The sequence below is a fragment of the Streptomyces lancefieldiae genome (assembly GCF_031845825.1).
Classification (GTDB): Bacteria; Actinomycetota; Actinomycetes; order Streptomycetales; family Streptomycetaceae; genus Streptomyces; species Streptomyces lancefieldiae.
In genome coordinates, this window is the sequence record NZ_JAVRFH010000003.1 from 103,665 (window position 1) to 122,347 (window position 18,683).

General features: G+C 71.1%; 15 protein-coding genes. 14 read left to right on the plus strand and 1 reads right to left on the minus strand.

What is annotated here, in order from left to right:
* Positions 1–58 precede the first annotated feature (58 nt).
* From RM812_RS04200 to RM812_RS04255, 12 genes are all read left to right on the plus strand, one after another.
* On the plus strand, positions 59–985 hold the full coding sequence (locus RM812_RS04200; protein ID WP_311571026.1) for a proline dehydrogenase family protein: 927 nt from the start codon (positions 59–61) through the stop codon (positions 983–985).
* Between the two features lie 47 nt (positions 986–1,032).
* On the plus strand, positions 1,033–2,673 hold the full coding sequence (gene pruA / locus RM812_RS04205; RefSeq protein ID WP_311571027.1) for an L-glutamate gamma-semialdehyde dehydrogenase: 1,641 nt from the start codon (positions 1,033–1,035) through the stop codon (positions 2,671–2,673).
* Between the two features lie 307 nt (positions 2,674–2,980).
* Positions 2,981–3,112 carry a hypothetical protein gene (locus tag RM812_RS04210; protein WP_302185135.1) on the plus strand — a complete coding sequence of 44 codons (132 nt, stop codon included), beginning with the start codon at positions 2,981–2,983 and terminating at the stop codon, positions 3,110–3,112.
* Positions 3,113–3,188: 76 nt separating this feature from the next.
* Positions 3,189–4,241: a 3-isopropylmalate dehydrogenase gene (locus tag RM812_RS04215; RefSeq protein WP_311571028.1), complete on the plus strand. Its 1,053-nt coding sequence runs from the start codon at positions 3,189–3,191 to the stop codon at positions 4,239–4,241.
* 261 nt (positions 4,242–4,502) lie between these two features.
* Positions 4,503–5,591: a branched-chain amino acid aminotransferase gene (locus RM812_RS04220; RefSeq protein WP_311571029.1), complete on the plus strand. Its 1,089-nt coding sequence runs from the start codon at positions 4,503–4,505 to the stop codon at positions 5,589–5,591.
* 211 nt (positions 5,592–5,802) lie between these two features.
* Complete coding sequence (ureA, locus tag RM812_RS04225) at positions 5,803–6,486, plus strand: urease subunit gamma (RefSeq protein ID WP_311571030.1); 684 nt, start codon at positions 5,803–5,805, stop codon at positions 6,484–6,486.
* Positions 6,483–8,162 (plus strand): urease subunit alpha, encoded by a 1,680-nt coding sequence (locus RM812_RS04230; protein WP_311571031.1) that lies wholly within the window; start codon positions 6,483–6,485, stop codon positions 8,160–8,162. Before ureA ends, RM812_RS04230 begins: the two co-directional genes overlap by 4 nt.
* A gap of 34 nt (positions 8,163–8,196) precedes the next feature.
* Positions 8,197–9,216, plus strand: coding sequence for an agmatine deiminase family protein (locus RM812_RS04235; protein ID WP_311571032.1), 1,020 nt, complete (start codon positions 8,197–8,199; stop codon positions 9,214–9,216).
* Between the two features lie 11 nt (positions 9,217–9,227).
* The gene (locus tag RM812_RS04240; RefSeq protein ID WP_311571033.1) at positions 9,228–9,845 is read left to right on the plus strand and encodes a TetR/AcrR family transcriptional regulator; all 618 of its coding nucleotides are present in this window, start codon (positions 9,228–9,230) and stop codon (positions 9,843–9,845) included.
* Between the two features lie 309 nt (positions 9,846–10,154).
* Positions 10,155–11,759, plus strand: coding sequence for a citramalate synthase (cimA, locus tag RM812_RS04245; RefSeq protein WP_311571034.1), 1,605 nt, complete (start codon positions 10,155–10,157; stop codon positions 11,757–11,759).
* 92 nt (positions 11,760–11,851) lie between these two features.
* The gene (locus RM812_RS04250) at positions 11,852–13,201 is read left to right on the plus strand and encodes a hypothetical protein (RefSeq protein ID WP_311571035.1); all 1,350 of its coding nucleotides are present in this window, start codon (positions 11,852–11,854) and stop codon (positions 13,199–13,201) included.
* A 75-nt stretch (positions 13,202–13,276) separates the two neighbouring features.
* On the plus strand, positions 13,277–13,855 hold the full coding sequence (locus tag RM812_RS04255; RefSeq protein ID WP_311571036.1) for a cysteine hydrolase family protein: 579 nt from the start codon (positions 13,277–13,279) through the stop codon (positions 13,853–13,855).
* On the opposite strand, the gene RM812_RS04260 is transcribed toward RM812_RS04255, so the two are convergent.
* Complete coding sequence (locus RM812_RS04260; protein WP_311571037.1) at positions 13,842–14,399, minus strand: YceI family protein; 558 nt, start codon at positions 14,397–14,399, stop codon at positions 13,842–13,844. The two genes, RM812_RS04255 and RM812_RS04260, sit on opposite strands and share 14 nt — an antisense overlap.
* 143 nt (positions 14,400–14,542) lie before the next feature.
* Here RM812_RS04260 and RM812_RS04265 point away from each other — a divergent pair, with 143 nt between their 5' ends.
* Both RM812_RS04265 and RM812_RS04270 read left to right on the plus strand, forming a co-directional pair.
* Positions 14,543–16,945 (plus strand): polysaccharide lyase 8 family protein, encoded by a 2,403-nt coding sequence (locus RM812_RS04265; RefSeq protein ID WP_311571038.1) that lies wholly within the window; start codon positions 14,543–14,545, stop codon positions 16,943–16,945.
* Positions 16,946–17,099: 154 nt separating this feature from the next.
* Positions 17,100–18,683, plus strand: coding sequence for an acyl-CoA carboxylase subunit beta (locus RM812_RS04270; protein ID WP_311571039.1), 1,584 nt, complete (start codon positions 17,100–17,102; stop codon positions 18,681–18,683).

The following is an 18,683-nucleotide window of genomic DNA, read 5'->3' on the forward strand; positions in this document are numbered from 1 at the left end:
GCCGTTCCCCGATCGCCGGGTGGCGGCCCCTGTGTTGGTTGGTAAGTGGAGGTGCCCCGTGCTGGGTCCCGTGATTCTCGCCGCGTCGCGCAGCGACCGGATGCGTCGTATGGTTTCGGCCGCGCCCGTGACCAAGCCGGTCGTCGACCGGTTCATCCCCGGCGAGACGGTCGACGAGGTGCTGCCGATCATCCAGGGCCTGACCGGCCAGGGCCTGGAACTGACGATGGACGTCGTCGGCGAGGACATCACGAACCCGGCCCAGGCCGAGGCCGCCCGTGACGCCTACCTGGAGCTGATCGACCGGCTGCGGCCGCTGGACCTCGGCACCCGTGCCGAGATGTCGGTGAAGCTCTCGATGTTCGGCCAGGCACTGGACGGCGGCCACGAGCTGGCCCTGAAGAACGTCCGCCCGGTCGTCGAGGCCGCCGCCGAGATCGGCACCACGGTCACCCTCGACGCCGAGGACCACACCACCCTCGACTCGATGTTCGCCATCCACGAGGAGCTGCGCAAGGACGTCCCGCAGACCGGCTGCGTCATCCAGGCCTACCTCTTCCGCACCGAGGCCGACGCGCGCCGGCTCGCCGACAGCGGCAGTCGCGTACGGTTGGTGAAGGGCGCCTACAAGGAGCCCGCAGAGGTCGCGTACCAGCAGCGCCACGAGATCGACAAGGCGTACGTGCGCATCCTGCGCACCCTGATGGAGGGCGAGGGCTACCCGATGATCGGGTCGCACGACCCGCGCCTGATCTCCATCGCCCAGGAGCTGGCCCGCACCGCCGGGCGCAAGCTCGACGAGTACGAGTTCCAGATGCTGTACGGCATCCGCGGCGACGAGCACCTGCGGCTCGCCGCCGAGGGCCACCGCATGCGCGTGTACACCGCCTACGGCACCGACTGGTACGGCTACTTCATGCGCCGTCTGGCGGAGAAGCCGGCGAACCTCCGGTTCTTCGTCCGCTCGATGGTCACCAAGGGCTGAGCCCGCACCCGCTCGCACAACCCGCTCAGTAAGGAGTTACGGAACTCATGGACGCTGTGACCCAGGTCCCCACCCCCGTCAACGAGCCGGTGCACGGCTACGCCCCCGGCTCGCCCGAGCGTGCCCGTCTGGAGGCCAAGCTGAAGGAGCTGGCCGACAACCCGATCGACCTGCCCTGCACCATCGGCGGCGTCAAGCGGATGGGTGGCGGCGAGCGCTTCGACGTCGTGCAGCCGCACAACCACAAGGCGCGCCTGGGCACCTACGCCAACGCCACCCAGCAGGACGCGCAGGACGCCGTCGACGCGGCCCTCGCCGCCGCCCCGGCGTGGCGTGCGATGTCCTTCGACGACCGCGCGGCGATCATCCTGCGCGCCGCCGAGCTGCTGTCCGGCCCGTGGCGCGAGACCATCGCCGCCTCCACCATGCTCGGCCAGTCCAAGACGGCCCAGCAGGCCGAGATCGACAGCCCCTGCGAGCTGGTCGACTTCTGGCGCTTCAACGTCCACTACGCGCGGAACATCCTGGCCGAGCAGCCCCCGGCCAACTCGCCGGGCGTGTGGAACCGCATGGACCACCGCCCGCTGGAGGGCTTCGTCTACGCGATCACGCCGTTCAACTTCAGCGCGATCGCGGCCAACCTGCCCACCGCCCCGGCCCTGATGGGCAACGTGGTGGTCTGGAAGCCGTCCCCGACGCAGACCCACGCCGCCGTGCTGCTCATGGAGCTGCTGGAGGAGGCCGGTCTGCCCAAGGGCGTCATCAACCTGGTCACCGGTGACGGCCTGGAGGTCTCCGAGGTCGCCCTGAACCACCGCGACCTGGCCGGCATCCACTTCACCGGCTCGACCAGGACCTTCCAGCACCTGTGGAAGACGGTCGGCAACAACATCGAGAAGTACCGCACCTACCCGCGTCTGGTCGGCGAGACCGGCGGCAAGGACTTCCTGGTCGCCCACCCGTCGGCCGACCGTGCGGTGCTCAAGACCGCCCTGACCCGCGGTGCCTTCGAGTACCAGGGCCAGAAGTGCAGTGCCACCTCCCGCGCGTACATCCCGGCGTCGATCTGGAACGACGGCTTCAAGGAGGAGTTCGCCGCCGAGGTCGACTACCTCACCATGGGTGACGTCACCGACCTGTCGAACTTCGTCGGCGCCGTCATCGACGAGCGGTCCTTCGCCAAGAACAAGGCCGCCATCGACCGCGCCAAGGAGGACGACGCCTGCACGATCGTCGCGGGCGGCTCCTACGACGACTCGGTCGGCTACTTCGTCCGCCCGACCGTCATCGAGTGCACCGACCCGGAGAACGAGGTCTTCCGCACCGAGTACTTCGGCCCGATCCTCGCCGTGTACGTGTACGACGACAGCAAGGCCGACGCGTACGACGAGATGCTGACCCAGATGGAGTCGGTGTCCGACTACGCCCTCACCGGCTCGGTCATCTCCAACGACCGCGCGGCGGCGGCGTACACGATGGAGAAGCTGCGCTACGCGGCCGGCAACTTCTACATCAACGACAAGTCGACCGGCGCCGTGGTCGGCCAGCAGCCCTTCGGCGGCGGCCGTGCCTCCGGCACCAACGACAAGGCCGGCGCCCCGCAGAACCTGATGCGCTGGACCCTGACCCGCGCCATCAAGGAGACGCTGGTCGCGCCGACCGACTACACGTACCCGCACATGGGCTGACGCCCGCACCCGAACGCCCGACGGGCCAGGTCAGCCGACCTGGCCCGTCGGGCGTTCGCGCAGACCGGGGCCGTGTGACCGAGGGCACCGTCTCAGATAGTAGGAAGTCCGAGTAATTGTGGAGACAGACGCTCCGCGCTCCCTTAGCTTTGTAGGAGCCGAACGTCCCGCTCGATCGAGCGAATGGCGGTCGTGGGCCGGGCCCCGTGCAGGCAATCCCTGCGGCACCGTGCTCCCCGCCCCTTCCGGCGTCTCGTAAACCCTTTTCTCCGCACTTCCGTGTGCTGTGCCGAAGGAGTCGATCCCCATGGCCGAGACGACCGTCCGCCGCCGAGTCCGCCACCTCTCCCGTACCGGCGACTCCGACCGCAAGAACGCCGCCGCCGCCCTCCAGCGCGCCCTGGACCGCCGGGACAACGGCGGCGCCACCGGCCACTGAGCCGTACGCGACAGCCAGGCGTCCGCATGGCGGACGCCTCATGTCATCCCGTGGGACGGCGGGTAGGGTGCTGCGCATGTCGGCAAGCTCTCGCATCCTCAATCTCGCAGTGATCCCCGGTGACGGCATCGGCCAGGAGGTCGTGGCCGAAGGCCTCAAGGTCCTCTCCGCCGTCCTTCCGAAGGATGTGAAGCTGGAGACCAAGGAATTCGACTTCGGCGCCCGGCGTTACCACGCCACCGGTGAGACCCTCACCGACGCCGACCTCGACGCCCTCAAGGCGCACGACGCCATCCTGCTCGGCGCGATCGGCGACCCGTCGGTGCCGTCCGGTGTGCTGGAGCGCGGCTTCCTGCTGAAGCTCCGCTTCGCCTTCGACCACCACGTCAACCTGCGGCCGTCGAAGCTGCTCCCGGGTGTCGCCACCCCCCTCGCGGGCCAGCCGGAGATCGACTTCGTCGTCGTCCGCGAGGGCACCGAGGGACCGTACACCGGCAACGGCGGCACCATCCGCAAGGGCACCGAGCACGAGGTCGCCACCGAGGTCTCCGTCAACACGGCCTTCGGTGTCGAGCGCGTGGTCCGCGACGCCTTCGCCCGCGCGCAGGCCCGCCCGCGCAAGAAGCTGGCGCTGATCCACAAGAACAACGTGCTGACCTTCGCGGGTCACCTGTGGACGAACGTCTTCAACAAGGTGGCCGAGGAGTACCCCGAGGTCTCCACCGAGTACATGCACGTCGACGCGGCGACCATCTACCTGGTCACCCAGCCCGAGCGCTTCGACGTGATCGTCACCGACAACCTCTTCGGCGACATCATCACCGACCTCGCCGCGGCCGTCTCCGGCGGCATCGGCGTCGCCGCGAGCGGGAACATCAACCCGTCCGGCGCGTTCCCCTCGATGTTCGAGCCGGTCCACGGTTCCGCGCCCGACATCGCCGGCCAGGGCAAGGCCGACCCCACCGCCACGGTCCTGTCCGTCGCCCTGCTGCTGCGCCACCTCGGCCACGAGGCCGAGGCCACCCGGATCGAGGACGCGGTCTCCGCCGACCTCGGCGAGCGCGGTGACCTGCCCGCCCGGAGCACCTCCGAGATCGGCGACGCACTCGCCGCACGAGTAGCCGGCTGACCGGGCCGCACACTCGAAACCCAACCTTTCGAAGCCGCCGGGTCCACAAAACAAGGCACCCGGCGGCTTTCACCTGTCCCCGCCGGGTGCGACCATCGACCCCTGGGCCGCATTCACCCCGTTTCAGCCGACGCGGACCCGCGCGCGATAATCGAACGCGGAGCCGCGGTATGAGGGAATGCTCGGACGTCCTAACACCGGCCACCGGCCGTACGGGCGTGAGCGCGGCCCGTCACGACAACCGGTGAAGGACATCAATCCATGACGACGCCCACGATCGAGCTCAAGCCCTCCTCCAGCCCGCTCTCCGCCACCGAGCGCGAGGCGATCCTGGCCAACCCGGGGTTCGGCCGCCACTTCACCGATCACATGGTGACGATCAAGTGGACGGAGGGCCGCGGCTGGCACGACGCGGAGCTGGTCCCCTACGGGCCGATCTCTCTCGACCCCTCCACGCACGTCCTCCACTACGGGCAGGAGATCTTCGAGGGCCTCAAGGCCTACCGCCAGCCGGACGGCTCGGTCGCGCTCTTCCGTCCCGAGGCCAACGCGCGCCGCTTCCGCACCTCCGCCCGCCGCATGGCCATGGCCGAGCTGCCCGAGGAGCTGTTCATCGCGGCCCTGGACGCGCTGCTCACCCAGGACGCCGACTGGGTGCCGGCGCACGGCGGCGAGGAGTCCCTCTACCTGCGCCCGTTCATGTTCGCCTCGGAGACCGGGCTCGGCGTCCACCCGGCCACCGAGTACCTGTTCATGCTGATCGCCTCGCCGTCCGGCGCCTACTTCGCCGGCGGCGTCAAGCCGGTCACCATCTGGGTCTCCGAGGACCACGTCCGCGCCGTCCCCGGCGGCACCGGCGACGCCAAGACCGGCGGCAACTACGCGGCCTCCCTGCTGCCCCAGGCCGAGGCCGCCGCGCACGGCTGCGACCAGGTCGTCTACCTCGACGCGGTGAGCCGCACCAAGGTCGAGGAGAGCGGCAGCATGAACATCGCGTTCGTCTACGGCGACCGCGTCGTCACCCCCGAGCTGAGCGGCTCGATCCTGGAGGGCATCACCCGCGACTCCCTCCTCCAGGTCGCCCGTGACCTCGGCTACACCGCCGAGGAGGGTGTCGTCACCCTCGAGCAGTGGCGCGAGGACGCGAAGTCCGGCGCCCTGACCGAGGTCTTCGCCTGCGGCACCGCCGCCGTGGTCACGCCCATCGGCCACGTCAAGACGAAGGGTGGCGCCTGGACCCACGGCGACGGCACGCCCGGCCCGGTCACCTCGCGCCTGCGCGAGGCGCTGCTCGGCATCCAGCGCGGTGTCACCGAGGACCGGCACGGCTGGATGCACCGGCTCGGCTAGGACCCACAGCCCTCCCGGTCGTCGACAGGGCCGCCCCGGACTCCGTGTCCGTGGCGGCCCGGCGCTTTCCGGCCCGGCGCCGCCCCTTGAGCGAAGTTTAGAGTGCTGCTCTAAATATCGGACGCCAGGTCCTCGGCACACCTTCCCCTTTCTCGCACTATGCGTTTAGAGTCATGTTCTAAAACTCGTGCAGGCAAGGAGATGCCACGTCGTGAGACTGACTCCCACGGAACGTGACCGGCTGCTGCTCTTCGGGGCGGCCGAGCTGGCCCGCGCCCGCCGTGCGCGCGGACTCAGGCTGAACGTGCCGGAGGCGACCGCGCTGATCGCCGACACCGTGTGCGAGGCCGCCCGCGACGGCGCGCGCCTCGCCCAGGCCGTCGAGCGCGCCCGGTCCGTACTCGGCCCGGACGACGTGCTGCCCGGTGTCGCGGACGTGGTCACCGAGGTGCACGTGGAGGCCGTCTTCGACGACGGGTCGCGGCTCGCGGTCGTCTCCGACCCCATCGGGGGCGGGACGCTCGGTGCGGCGGGTCCGGGGGCCTTGTTGCCCGGACCCGCCCACGCCGACCCCGAGGCCGCGGTCCGCATCCAGGTCACCAACACCGCGACCGTGCCGGTCTCCGTCACCTCCCACTTCCACTTCTTCGAGGCCAACCCGCGCCTGGACTTCGACCGCGAGCAGGCCTACGGCATGCGCCTCGCCGTCCCCGCCGGTTCCTCGGTCCGCTTCGGACCCGGCGAACGCGTGGAGGTCGGCCTCGTGCCCATCGGCGGCGCGCGGGTGGCCATCGGCTTCGCCGGACTGGTCGACGGCCCGCTGGACGCGCGGGGCGCGAAGGAAGAGGCCCTGCGCCGGGCCGCCGCCTGCGGATACCTGGGAGCAGACCGATGAGCATCGACCCGTACGCGTACGCCGCCGCCCACGGCCCCCGCGCCGGCGACCGGGTCCGCCTCGGTGACTCGGGTCTGGTGGTCCGGGTGGAGTCCGACGCCCAGAACCACGGCGACGAGTTCCTCGCCGGCTTCGGCAAGACCGCCCGCGACGGACTGCACCTCAAGGCCGCCTCCGTGCGCGAGACCTGCGACGTCGTCATCAGCAACGTCGTCGTGATCGACGCGGTGCAGGGGATCAGGAAGGTCTCCATCGGCATCCGCGAGGGCCGGATATGCGGGATCGGCCGGGCCGGGAACCCGGACACCCTCGACGGCGTCGACGTCGTGGTCGGCACGGGCACGTCCATCGTCTCCGGCGAGGGGCTCATCGCCACCGCCGGGGCCGTCGACACCCACGTCCACCTGCTCTCCCCGCGCATCATGGAGGCGTCGCTGGCGTCCGGCGTGACGACGATCATCGGGCAGGAGTTCGGCCCGGTCTGGGGCGTCGGCGTCAACTCGCCCTGGGCGCTGCGGCACGCGTTCGGCGCCTTCGACGCCTGGCCGGTCAACATCGGTTTCCTGGGCCGGGGTTCGTCCTCCGATCCGGCGCCCCTGATCGAGGCGCTGGCCGAGGGGGGCGCGAGCGGCTTCAAGGTGCACGAGGACATGGGCGCCCACACCCGCGCGCTCGACACCGCGCTGCGCGTCGCCGAGGAACACGACGTCCAGGTCGCCCTGCACAGCGACGGGCTGAACGAGTGCCTCTCCGTGGAGGACACCCTCCGCGTCCTGGAGGGCCGCACCATCCACGCCTTCCACATCGAGGGCTGCGGCGGCGGACACGTCCCCAACGTCCTGAAGATGGCCGGCGTCCCCCACGTCATCGGCTCCTCCACCAACCCCACCCTGCCCTTCGGCCGGGACGCGGTCGCCGAGCACTACGGCATGATCGTCTCCGTCCACGACCTCAAGACCGACCTGCCGGGCGACGCCGCCCTGGCCCGCGACCGCATCCGCGCCGGGACGATGGGCGCCGAGGACGTGCTGCACGACCTCGGCGCGATCGGCATCACCTCCTCCGACGCGCAGGGCATGGGCCGGGCCGGCGAGACGGTCCGCCGCACCTTCGCGATGGCCGGGAAGATGAAGGCCGAGTTCGGCGCCCCCGACGACGACAACGACAACGAGCGCGTCCTGCGCTACATCGCCAAGCTGACCATCAACCCCGCCATCGCCCACGGACTGGCCCACGAGGTCGGCTCGATCGAGACCGGCAAGCTCGCCGACATCGTGCTGTGGCGCCCGGAGTACTTCGGGGCCAAGCCGCAGCTCGTCCTCAAGTCCGGCTTCCCGGCGTACGGCGTGGTCGGCGACCCGAACGCGGCCACCGACACCTGCGAACCCCTCGTCCTCGGCCCCCAGTTCGGCGCGCACGGCGCCACGCCCGCCGACATCTCCGTGGCGTTCGTCGCGCAGGCCGCCCTCGACCAGGGCACCGACACCATGCCGACCCGGCGCCGCCGGGTGGCCGTGCGCGGCACCCGCGGCATCGGCCCCGCCGACCTGCGCCGCAACGCCCGTACCGGGCAGGTCGACGTCGACCAGCGCACCGGCCTGGTCACCCTGGACGGCGACCCGGTCCGCTCCGAACCGGCCGAGTCCGTCTCCCTCAACCGCCTGTACTTCCTCTGACCTCCTGGTTACTCCGACCTCCTGGGACACCTCCATGACCTTCCGTATGCCCCCCGAGTGGGCCCCGCACGAGCGCACCTGGATGGCCTGGCCCGGCCCCAACCCGACGTTCGGCGACGACGCCGAGCTGGCGGACGCCCGTGCCGCCTGGGCGTCCGTCGCCCGTGCCGTGCGCCGCTTCGAGCCGGTGACGATGGTGCACGGACCCGGCCAGGGCGACTTCGCGCGCGAACTGCTCGGCCCGGACGTCGATCTGGTGGAGCGCGAGCTGGACGACGCGTGGATGCGCGACATCGGCCCGACCTTCGTGAAGGACGAGGAGGGCCGGCTGGCCGCCGTGGACTGGGTGTTCAACGGCTGGGGCGCCCAGGAGTGGGCCCGCTGGGGCCACGACTCCCAGATCGCCCGCCACGTCGCGGACCTGGCCGCGGTTCCCGTGCTGAGCAGCACGCTCGTCAACGAGGGCGGTGCGATCCACGTCGACGGCGAGGGCACGGTCCTGCTGACCGACACCGTCCAGCTCGGCGCGGGCCGCAACCCCGGCTGGACCCGCGAGCAGGTCGAGGCGGAGATCCACGCCAAGCTCGGCACCAGCAAGGCGATCTGGCTCCCGCACGGCCTGACCGGCGACTACGGCACGTACGGCACGCAGGGCCACGTCGACATCGTCGCGGCCTTCGTGCGACCGGGCACCGTCGTCGTGCACAGTCAGCGCGACCCCGCCCACCCGGACCACGTCCGCTCGCAGACGTACCTGGAGATCCTGCGCGGCCAGACCGATGCCAAGGGCCGCCGTCTGGAGGTCGTCGAGGTCCCCGCCCCGACCGTCCTGAAGGACGAGGAGGGCGACTGGGTCGACTACTCGTACATCAACCACTACCTGTGCAACGGCGGCGTCGTCCTGTGCGCCTTCGACGACCCGAACGACGAGCTCGCCGCGGGTGTCTTCCGCCGGCTGTTCCCCGAGCGCACGGTGACGACGGTGGACGCCCGTACGATCTTCGCGAACGGTGGAGGCATCCACTGCGTCACCCAACAGCAGCCGAGGAACTAGAGGAGCCGGGGATGGCCGGTGCGGCCAGAGCGCGCAAGAACGCACCGCCGCGCGAGGAGGTCCTCGCCGCCGCCATGGAGATGATCGCCGAGCGCGGCCTGGAGAAGCTCACCATGGCGGCACTCGGCCGTGAGGTCGGCATGAGCAGCGGCCACCTCATGTACTACTTCCGCTCCAAGGACGAGCTGCTGCTGCGCACCCTGGAGTGGAGCGAGGGCCGCCTCGGCGCCGAGCGCGCCCGCCTGCTCACCCGTACCGGCACGGCCCGCGCACGCCTCGACGCCTACGTCGACCTGTACGTCCCCGACGGCCACCGCGACCCGCACTGGACGCTGTGGCTGGAGGTGTGGAACCGCTCGCAGAGCGCCGCCGTCGAATCCGACGCCCGCGACCGGCAGGCCGCCATCGAGCGGGCCTGGCACCGCGACCTGGTCGCCCTGCTCGCCGAGGGCGTCTCGCGCGGCGAGTTCCGCCGCGTCGACCCCGACCGGCTCGCGTCGCGGCTGCGCGCCCTGCTCGACGGCTTCGCCATCCACGTGGCGATCGGACTGCGCGGCACGGACCGGGAGCAGGTCCTCGGCCATGTGCGGGAGTTCCTCGCCGACGGGCTCGACCTTGCGGGGAGCTGACGTGGACGCTCCCTGCTCGCATCCTGAGACGGGCGGTGAGAAGCGGGAGGGACTGTGCCAGACTTCCCCCGTGCTCTCGTTCGCCATGATTATCGGCAACAGGCGCGCCGGTCCGCAGTGACCACCACGTACGACCAGGTACGGGTGGACACCGTCGTCCTCGACCCGCGCGCAGACCTCTCGCACCCGCGAGAGGTTTTTCGTTTTCCTGGCCCACCTCAAGCCGGGAAGAGAGCGCGAGGGATCATAGATGGACGGTGGAGCCGGTCATTCCGGTAGACCGAGATCCCCTACAGGAGTCTTCAGATCATGACCGCAACCAGCGAACTCGACGATTCGTTCCACGTCTTCGACACCACCTTGCGTGACGGCGCACAGCGCGAGGGCATCAACCTCACGGTCGCGGACAAGCTGGCGATCGCGCGGCACCTGGACGACTTCGGCGTGGGCTTCATCGAGGGCGGCTGGCCCGGCGCGAACCCGCGGGACACCGAGTTCTTCGCCCGCGCCCAGGAGGAGATCGACTTCCGGCACGCCCAGTTGGTCGCCTTCGGCTCCACCCGCCGCGCCGGCACCACCGCCGCCGAGGACCCGCAGGTCAGGGCCCTTCTGGAGTCCGGCGCCCAGGTGATCACGCTGGTCGCCAAGTCCCACGACCGGCACGTCGAGCTCGCCCTGCGCACCACCCTGGACGAGAACCTGGCGATGGTCGCCGACACGGTCTCCCACCTCAAGGCGCAGGGCCGCCGGGTCTTCGTCGACTGCGAGCACTTCTTCGACGGCTACCGCGCCAACGCCGAGTACGCGAAGGCGGTCGTCCGCGCCGCCTCGGAGGCGGGCGCCGACGTCGTCGTCCTGTGCGACACCAACGGCGGCATGCTCCCGGCGCAGATCCAGGCCGTGGTCGCCACGGTGCTGGCCGACACCGGCGCCCGGCTCGGCATCCACGCCCAGGACGACACCGGCTGCGCGGTCGCCAACACGCTCGCCGCGGTCGACGCGGGCGCCACCCACGTCCAGTGCACGGCGAACGGATACGGCGAGCGCGTCGGCAACGCCAACCTGTTCCCCGTCGTGGCCGCCCTGGAGCTGAAGTACGGCAAGCAGGTCCTGCCCGAGGGCCGGCTGCGCGAGATGACGCGGATCTCCCACGCCATCGCCGAGGTCGTCAACCTCACCCCCTCCACCCACCAGCCCTACGTCGGCGTCTCCGCGTTCGCGCACAAGGCGGGCCTGCACGCCTCCGCGATCAAGGTCGACCCGGACCTGTACCAGCACATCGACCCCGAACTGGTCGGCAACACGATGCGGATGCTGGTCTCCGACATGGCGGGCCGCGCCTCCATCGAACTCAAGGGCAAGGAACTCGGCATCGACCTCGGCGGCGACCGCGAACTGGTCGGCCGGGTGGTCGAGCGGGTGAAGGAGCGGGAGCTGGCGGGCTACACGTACGAGGCCGCGGACGCGAGCTTCGAGCTCCTGCTGCGCGCGGAGGCCGAGGGCAGGGCCCTCAAGTACTTCGACGTCGAGTCCTGGCGCGCGATCGTCGAGGACCGCCCCGACGGCACCCACGCCAACGAGGCCACGGTCAAACTCTGGGCCAAGGGCGAGCGCATCGTCGCCACCGCCGAGGGCAACGGCCCGGTCAACGCCCTGGACCGGTCGCTGCGCGTCGCCCTGGAGAAGATCTACCCGGAGCTCGCCAAGCTGGACCTGGTCGACTACAAGGTCCGCATCCTGGAAGGCGTCCACGGCACCCAGTCCACGACCAGGGTCCTCGTCTCGACGTCGGACGGGGCGGGGGAGTGGTCCACGGTGGGCGTCGCGGAGAACGTCATCGCCGCCTCGTGGCAGGCCCTGGAGGACGCGTACACGTACGGGCTGCTGCGGGCGGGGGTCTCACCCGCCGAGTGAGCGCCGGTCCCGGCCGGGTGCCTGGCGGCACTCGTGTCCTGTTCCGGCAGCACTGATGTCTTATTCGGGGTGATTCGGGTACTTTCGAACGTATGAAGGACGCCCGCTTCCGAGTCCTCATACGCCTCCTGGTCGCGCCGGTCATCGCCGCGCTGGCGGTGCTGATGGCCGGCGCGCCCGGCGCGCAGGCGGCCACCGACGTCTCCGAGATCGGCGCGGCCCTGCGCGAGTCCCCCGTGTACGTGGACCCGGCCGCCTCCGACCTGCTGTCGAGGTCGGACGCGGAGGCACTCGCCGACAAGATCGAGGACGCGGACGAACCCGTCTTCGTGACGGTCCTCCCGGCCGGCTACCCGACCGAGGACCTCTTCCGGAACCTGCGCACCGAGACCGGCATCACCGGCCTGTACGGCGTCCGCCTCGGCGACCGCTTCGACGCGCGGGCCGACAGCAGCGTGCTGAGCCGCCAGGGAGTGAACAACCTGGTCATGGCCGCCCAGGGCGCGGGCGACACCAAGGCCCAGCTGAACGACTTCGTCGACGACGCGCTGCGCAGCGTGCGCGGCTCGGCCCCCTCGTCCTGGGACTCCGGCGGCGCTTCCGTGCCGTCGGGCGCCCTGATCACCGCCGGTGCGATCGTGGTGGTCGGCGGCGCGGGCGCCTACACGCTGGCCCGACGCAACCGGCGCCGGCGCGAGGACGAGCAGCGGGCGGCACTGGAACGGCTGCGGGTGGTGGTCGACGAGGACATCACGGCCTTCGGCGAGGAACTGGACCGCCTGGACTTCCACCCGGCGGAGCCGCGCGCCGACGACGCGATGCGCGCGGACTACGCACACGCCCTTGACGCCTACGAGCAGGCCAAGACGTTCATGGCGGACGCCCGTCGACCGGAGGACGTCCGCGCGGTCACCCAGTCCCTGGAGGACGGGCGCTTCTCGCTCGCCCGGCTCGCCGCCCGTCGCGAGGGCAGGTCGTTGCCCGAACGCCGGCCACCCTGCTTCTTCGACCCGCGCCACGGCCCGTCGGTCGCCGACGCCACCTGGACCCCGCCCGGCGGTGCCACCCGCCAGGTCCCGGTCTGCGCCGCCGACCGGACCCGGCTGTCCGACGGCCGGGACCCCATGGTCCGCGAGGTGGACACCGACCACGGCCGCCGCCCCTACTGGGACGCGGGCCCGGCCTACGGCCCCTGGGCGGGCGGCTACTTCGGCGGCGGCATCCTGCCCGGCCTGCTGGTCGGCACCGTGCTGGGCAGCATGATGGCGAGCCCCGCCTACGGCGCGGGTTACGGTGCCGGCTACGGCGACTTCGGCGGCTACGAGGGCGGCGACGTCTCCGGCGCGGACTTCGATCCCGGGGACTTCGGGGGCGGATTCGGCGGTGGTGACTTCGGTGGTGGCGGCTTCGGTGGCGGCGGGGACTTCGGCGGAGGCTTCTGAACCGGGCCCGCCGGGTGCGGGATCCGCCGGACACGGGGCGGTGCGGGGGGTGCGGCACGTCGCTACGGTGAGCCCATGCCGTCCCACAGCGCACTTCTCGTCATCGACATGCAGAACGCCATGGTCGCCATGGCGCACCGGGCCGCCGAGACGGTCGCCGTGATCGCGGGGCTGCGCGAGCGGGCCCGCGCGGCCGGGGTGCCGGTGGTGACGGTGCGGCACCGGGGCGACGACGTGGTGCCCGGGAGCGAGGGCTGGCGGATCGTGGCCGAGCTGGCGCCCCGTGCGGGGGAGCCGGTCGTCGACAAGACGACCCCGGACAGCTTCCTGGACACCGCACTCGACGCGACCCTGAAGGCGCTCGGCGTCAGCGAGGTGATCGTCACCGGGTTCGCCACGGAGGTCTGCGTGGACACCACGGCACGGCAGGCCCTCAGCCGCGGGTACGACCTGACCGTCGTGGCCGACGGGCACACCACGTCCGTGCGGACCGCGGCGGACGCCGGTGAACTGGTTCCGGCGGACCGTTCGATCGCCCAGTACAACGCGATCTACCGGACGATCGGCTGGCCCGGCCGCCGTATCCGGGTCCGGGCCGCCGCCGACGTGGATCTCGCCACCCCCGAGGGGGCGCTGGGCGTCAGGCCTGCTTGATCGCCGAGATGTCGAAGTTCAGCTTGATCTTGTCGGAGACCAGCACGCCGCCCGTCTCCAGGGCGGCGTTCCAGGTGAGGCCCCATTCCGAGCGCTTGATCTCCGCCTTGCCCTCGAAGCCGACGCGCTCGTTGCCGAACGGGTCCTTGGCGGCGCCGTTGAACTCCAGGTCGATGGTGAGCGGCCTGGTGGTGCCGAGGATGGTCAGGTCACCCGTGATGCGGTAGTCGTCGCCGCCCAGGGCCTGCGCCGCGGTGGAGCGGAAGGTCATCTTCGGGAACTCGTCCGTCCTGAAGAAGTCCGCGCTCTTGAGGTGGCCGTCGCGGTCGGCGTTACCCGTGTCGATGCTGTCCATCGTGATGTCCAGGGTCGCCGTGGAGCGGCCGGGGTCGGTGCCGTCCAGGTGCAGCGAGCCACTGAAGTCGAGGAACTTGCCCTTGACGTTGGTGACCATGGCGTGGCGCGCCGTGAAGCCGATCGTCGTGTGGGCGGGGTCGATGGTGTACGCACCGGTCAGCGTGGCGAGGTCCGAGGTCGTGGTCATGGCGTCCTCCCGGGAGCGGTCGTGATGTTGAATGTTCAACCAGCTCAACGGGTGCGACTCTAGACCTATTCCGTCCGGCCGGCAACGGATTGCGCGCGACACGGCGCCGCCTGACGGGCCGCGGATGCGGGAAGGACAGGGACATGACCCCCATGTGGCCGCACGACCACCGGATCCCCGCCCGGCCCACCCGCCGCGCCGTCCTGCTCGCGGCGGCCCTGGCCACCACCCTCACCCCCACCCCCCGCGCCGCGGCAGCCGGTGACGACCCCTACGACACCCTCCGCCGGCGCTGGCTCGACATCACCCTCGGCACCGGCTACGACCCCGCCGCCGAGCCGTACGCCTCCCGCCTCGCCGAGACCGGCGAGCACGCCCGCTCCTTCCACGCCACCATGGCTCCCACCCCCACGTCCCTCTGGCCCGGCCATCCCTTCGACCCGCCCGCGGGCATCACCTTCGGCTACGGCCGCCTGTGGGCCATGACGCAGGCGTACGTCCAGCAGGGCACCGGCTCCACCGGCGACGAAGCCCTGCTCTCCGCCGTCCTGCGCGGCCTCGACCACCTCTCCGCCACCGTCTACCACCCCGCCACCACCCGCTACGGCAACTGGTGGGAATGGCAGATCGGCAGCCCGCGCCTGCTCATGGACATCACGGCCGCCCTGTACGACCACCTCGGCCCCGACCGCGTCACCGCCGCCTGCGCGGCCGTCGACCACTTCGTCCCGGACGCCCAGCTCGGCGACTACACCGGCACGTCCACCGGCGCCAACCGGGTGGACCTGTGCCGTTCCGTCGCCCTGCGCGGCATCCTGGGCCGGGCCCCCGACAAGATCGCCCTGGCCCGCGACGCCCTCTCACCGGTCTTCCCGTACGTCACCAAGGGCGACGGGCTCCACGCCGACGGCTCGTTCGTCCAGCACACCTGGGTCGCCTACTCGGGGACGTACGGGCAGGTCCTCCTGGACGGGCTCGGCCGACTGTTCACCCTGCTCGCCGGGTCCCCGTGGGAGGTGACCGACCCCGGCAGGCAGATAGTCCTCGACAGCGTCGAGCGCGCCTACGCACCTCTCCTCCACGACGGTCTGGTCATGGACGTCGTCAACGGGCGTGCCATCAGCCGGGGGTACCTCACCAGCGACGACCTGCACGTCCTGCGGAGCGACCACTTCCACGGACAGCAGCTCATCGCCGCCATGGCGGTCCTCGCGGGCGGCGCGAGCGACGCCGAGCGCGAGCGCTGGTACGCGCGGATCAAGGGCTGGATCGAACGGGACACCGTCACGCCCGTCCTCACGGCGCCCCAGTTCCCGGTCGCGGACCTGGCCCGGCTGCACGCCGTCGCCGGCGCGCCCGTCGAGGCCGCGCCCGAGCCCACCGGACACCACCTCTTCGCGGCCATGGACCGTGCCGTGCACCGCTGTCGCCCGTTCACCGCGGGCCTCGCCATGGCCAGTGACCGCATCGCCCACTACGAGTGCGGCAACGGCGAGAATCCGCGCGGCTGGCACACCGGCGCCGGGATGCTCACCTGGTGGGCGAACGGGACCCCGGCGGATCAGTCCCATCAGCCCCGTCAGTCTGCCCAAGCCGACCGGTCCGACCGGTCCGCTCAGTACACGGACTGGTTCTGGCCCACCGTCGACTGGTACCGGCTGCCCGGCACCACCGTCTCCACCAAGCGCCTCCCCGACCGGGCCGGCGGCGAGTGGGGCGAGCCCAAGCCCGACGCGCGCTGGGTCGGCGGCACGACCGACGGCGAGTACGGGGCCGTGGGACAGCACCTCAAAGGACTCGGCTCCACCCTCGAAGCCCGCAAGTCCTGGTACTTCCTCGCCGACGCCGTGGTCTGTCTGGGCGCCGGCATCACCTGCGCGGACGGCGTCCCGGTCGAGACGGTCGTCGACAACCGCAACCTGGGCGAGGGCGGCACCCAGGCCCTCGTCCAGGGCAGGGGCTGGGCCCACCTGGAGGGGCACGGCGGCTGGATCGTGCCAGGGGGCGGGCTGCGGACCCTGCGCGAGGACCGCACCGGCGCCTGGTCCGACATCAACACCACCAGCACGACCGAGCGCCGCACCCGCCGCTGGCAGACCCTCTGGCTGGACCACGGCACGGACCCGGCCGACGCCGGCTACGTCTACGTCCTCATGCCGGGCGCGTCCCGCCGGGCCGTCGCCCGGCGCGCCACCGACCGGCGCTGGCTCACGGTCCTGGCCAACGACGGCCGGCGCCAGGCGGTCGCCGTCCCCTCGCTGGGCCTCACGGCCGCGAACTTCTGGCAGGCCGGCACGGCGGGCCCGCTCACCGCGACGGCGGGCGCGAGCGTGCTGATCCGCTTCCGGGGCCGTACCGCTACGCTCTGCGTGAGCGAACCGCCGCGCACGGGGGAGCCCCTGGAAGTGGTCTGGGACCATCCCGTGCGAGGGGTGTCACGGGCCGACGAGACGGTCGAGATCCTCGCGACGGGCCGCCGACTGCGCGTCCGCGTCACTCCAGGGGTGGTATGTACCACCCATGAATGTGAGGTGACTCTCAGCTGATGACTTTGTGCGACCCCTACAAGCGTCAGGGCCTCTGAGCAGTCAGAAGGGCTGCATTCCCCCCTGGTTCTGTTCAGGGGTACCAGGAAAACACGTCGGAGACTGTACGGAGTCGACGGCTGGCATTCCTCGGTCTGCTTCGTAGAGTCACTACATGACCGTTTTGGATGAGGCGCCGGGTGAGCCGACGGACGCGCGCGGGCGGGTGGCCGAGCTGCACGGGGTGCGTGCGCAGGCGCTGGCCGGGCCGAGCGAGAAGGCGACGGCGGCGCAGCACGCCAAGGGCAAGCTGACGGCGCGGGAGCGGATCGAGCTGCTGCTGGACGCGGGTTCGTTCCGTGAGGTCGAGCAGTTGCGTCGGCACCGGGCGACGGGGTTCGGGCTGGAGGAGAAGAAGCCGTACACGGACGGTGTGGTCACCGGCTGGGGCACGGTGGAGGGCCGTACGGTCTTCGTCTACGCGCACGACTTCCGGATCTTCGGCGGTGCGCTGGGTGAGGCGCACGCCACGAAGATCCACAAGATCATGGACATGGCCATCGCGGCGGGTGCGCCGCTGGTCTCCCTGAACGACGGCGCGGGCGCCCGTATCCAGGAGGGTGTGAGCGCCCTGGCCGGGTACGGCGGCATCTTCCAGCGCAACACCAGAGCCTCGGGTGTGATCCCGCAGATCAGCGTCATGCTCGGTCCGTGCGCGGGCGGTGCGGCGTACTCGCCCGCCCTGACGGACTTCGTGTTCATGGTCCGCGAGACCTCGCAGATGTTCATCACCGGCCCCGACGTGGTCAAGGCCGTCACCGGTGAGGAGATCACCCAGAACGGCCTCGGCGGTGCCGACGTGCACGCCGAGACGTCCGGTGTGGCGCACTTCGCGTACGACGACGAGGAGACCTGCATCGCCGAGGTGCGCTACCTCCTGTCGATGCTCCCGCAGAACAACCGGGAGAACCCGCCGCGGACGGAGAACACGGACCCGGCGGACCGCCGTTCGGACGTGCTGCTGGACCTGGTCCCGGCGGATGGCAACCGCCCGTACGACATGGCCAAGGTCATCGAGGAGATCGTCGACGACGGCGAGTACCTGGAGGTCCACGAGCGCTGGGCCCGCAACATCATCTGCGCCCTGGCCCGCCTCGACGGACAGGTCGTCGGCATCGTCGCCAACCAGCCGCAGGCCCTGGCCGGCGTCCTGGACATCGAGGCGAGTGAAAAAGCTGCGCGCTTTGTCCAGATGTGCGACGCTTTCAACATTCCGATCGTCACTTTCCTGGACGTACCCGGCTTCCTGCCGGGCGTCGACCAGGAGCACGGCGGGATCATCCGGCACGGTGCGAAGCTGCTCTACGCCTACTGCAACGCCACGGTGCCGCGGATCTCGCTGATCCTGCGCAAGGCGTACGGAGGTGCCTACATCGTCATGGACAGCCAGTCGATCGGCGCGGACCTCACCTATGCCTGGCCGACGAACGAGATCGCCGTGATGGGCGCCGAGGGCGCCGCCAACGTCATCTTCCGCCGGCAGATCGCCGACGCCGAGGACCCCGAGGCCACGCGGCAGAAGATGGTCAAGGAGTACAAGGCCGAGCTGATGCACCCCTACTACGCGGCCGAACGCGGACTGGTCGACGACGTCATCGACCCCGCCGAAACCCGCGAGGTGCTCATCCAGTCCCTGGCGATGCTGCAGACCAAGCACGCCGACCTGCCCTCCCGCAAGCACGGCAACCCCCCGCAGTGA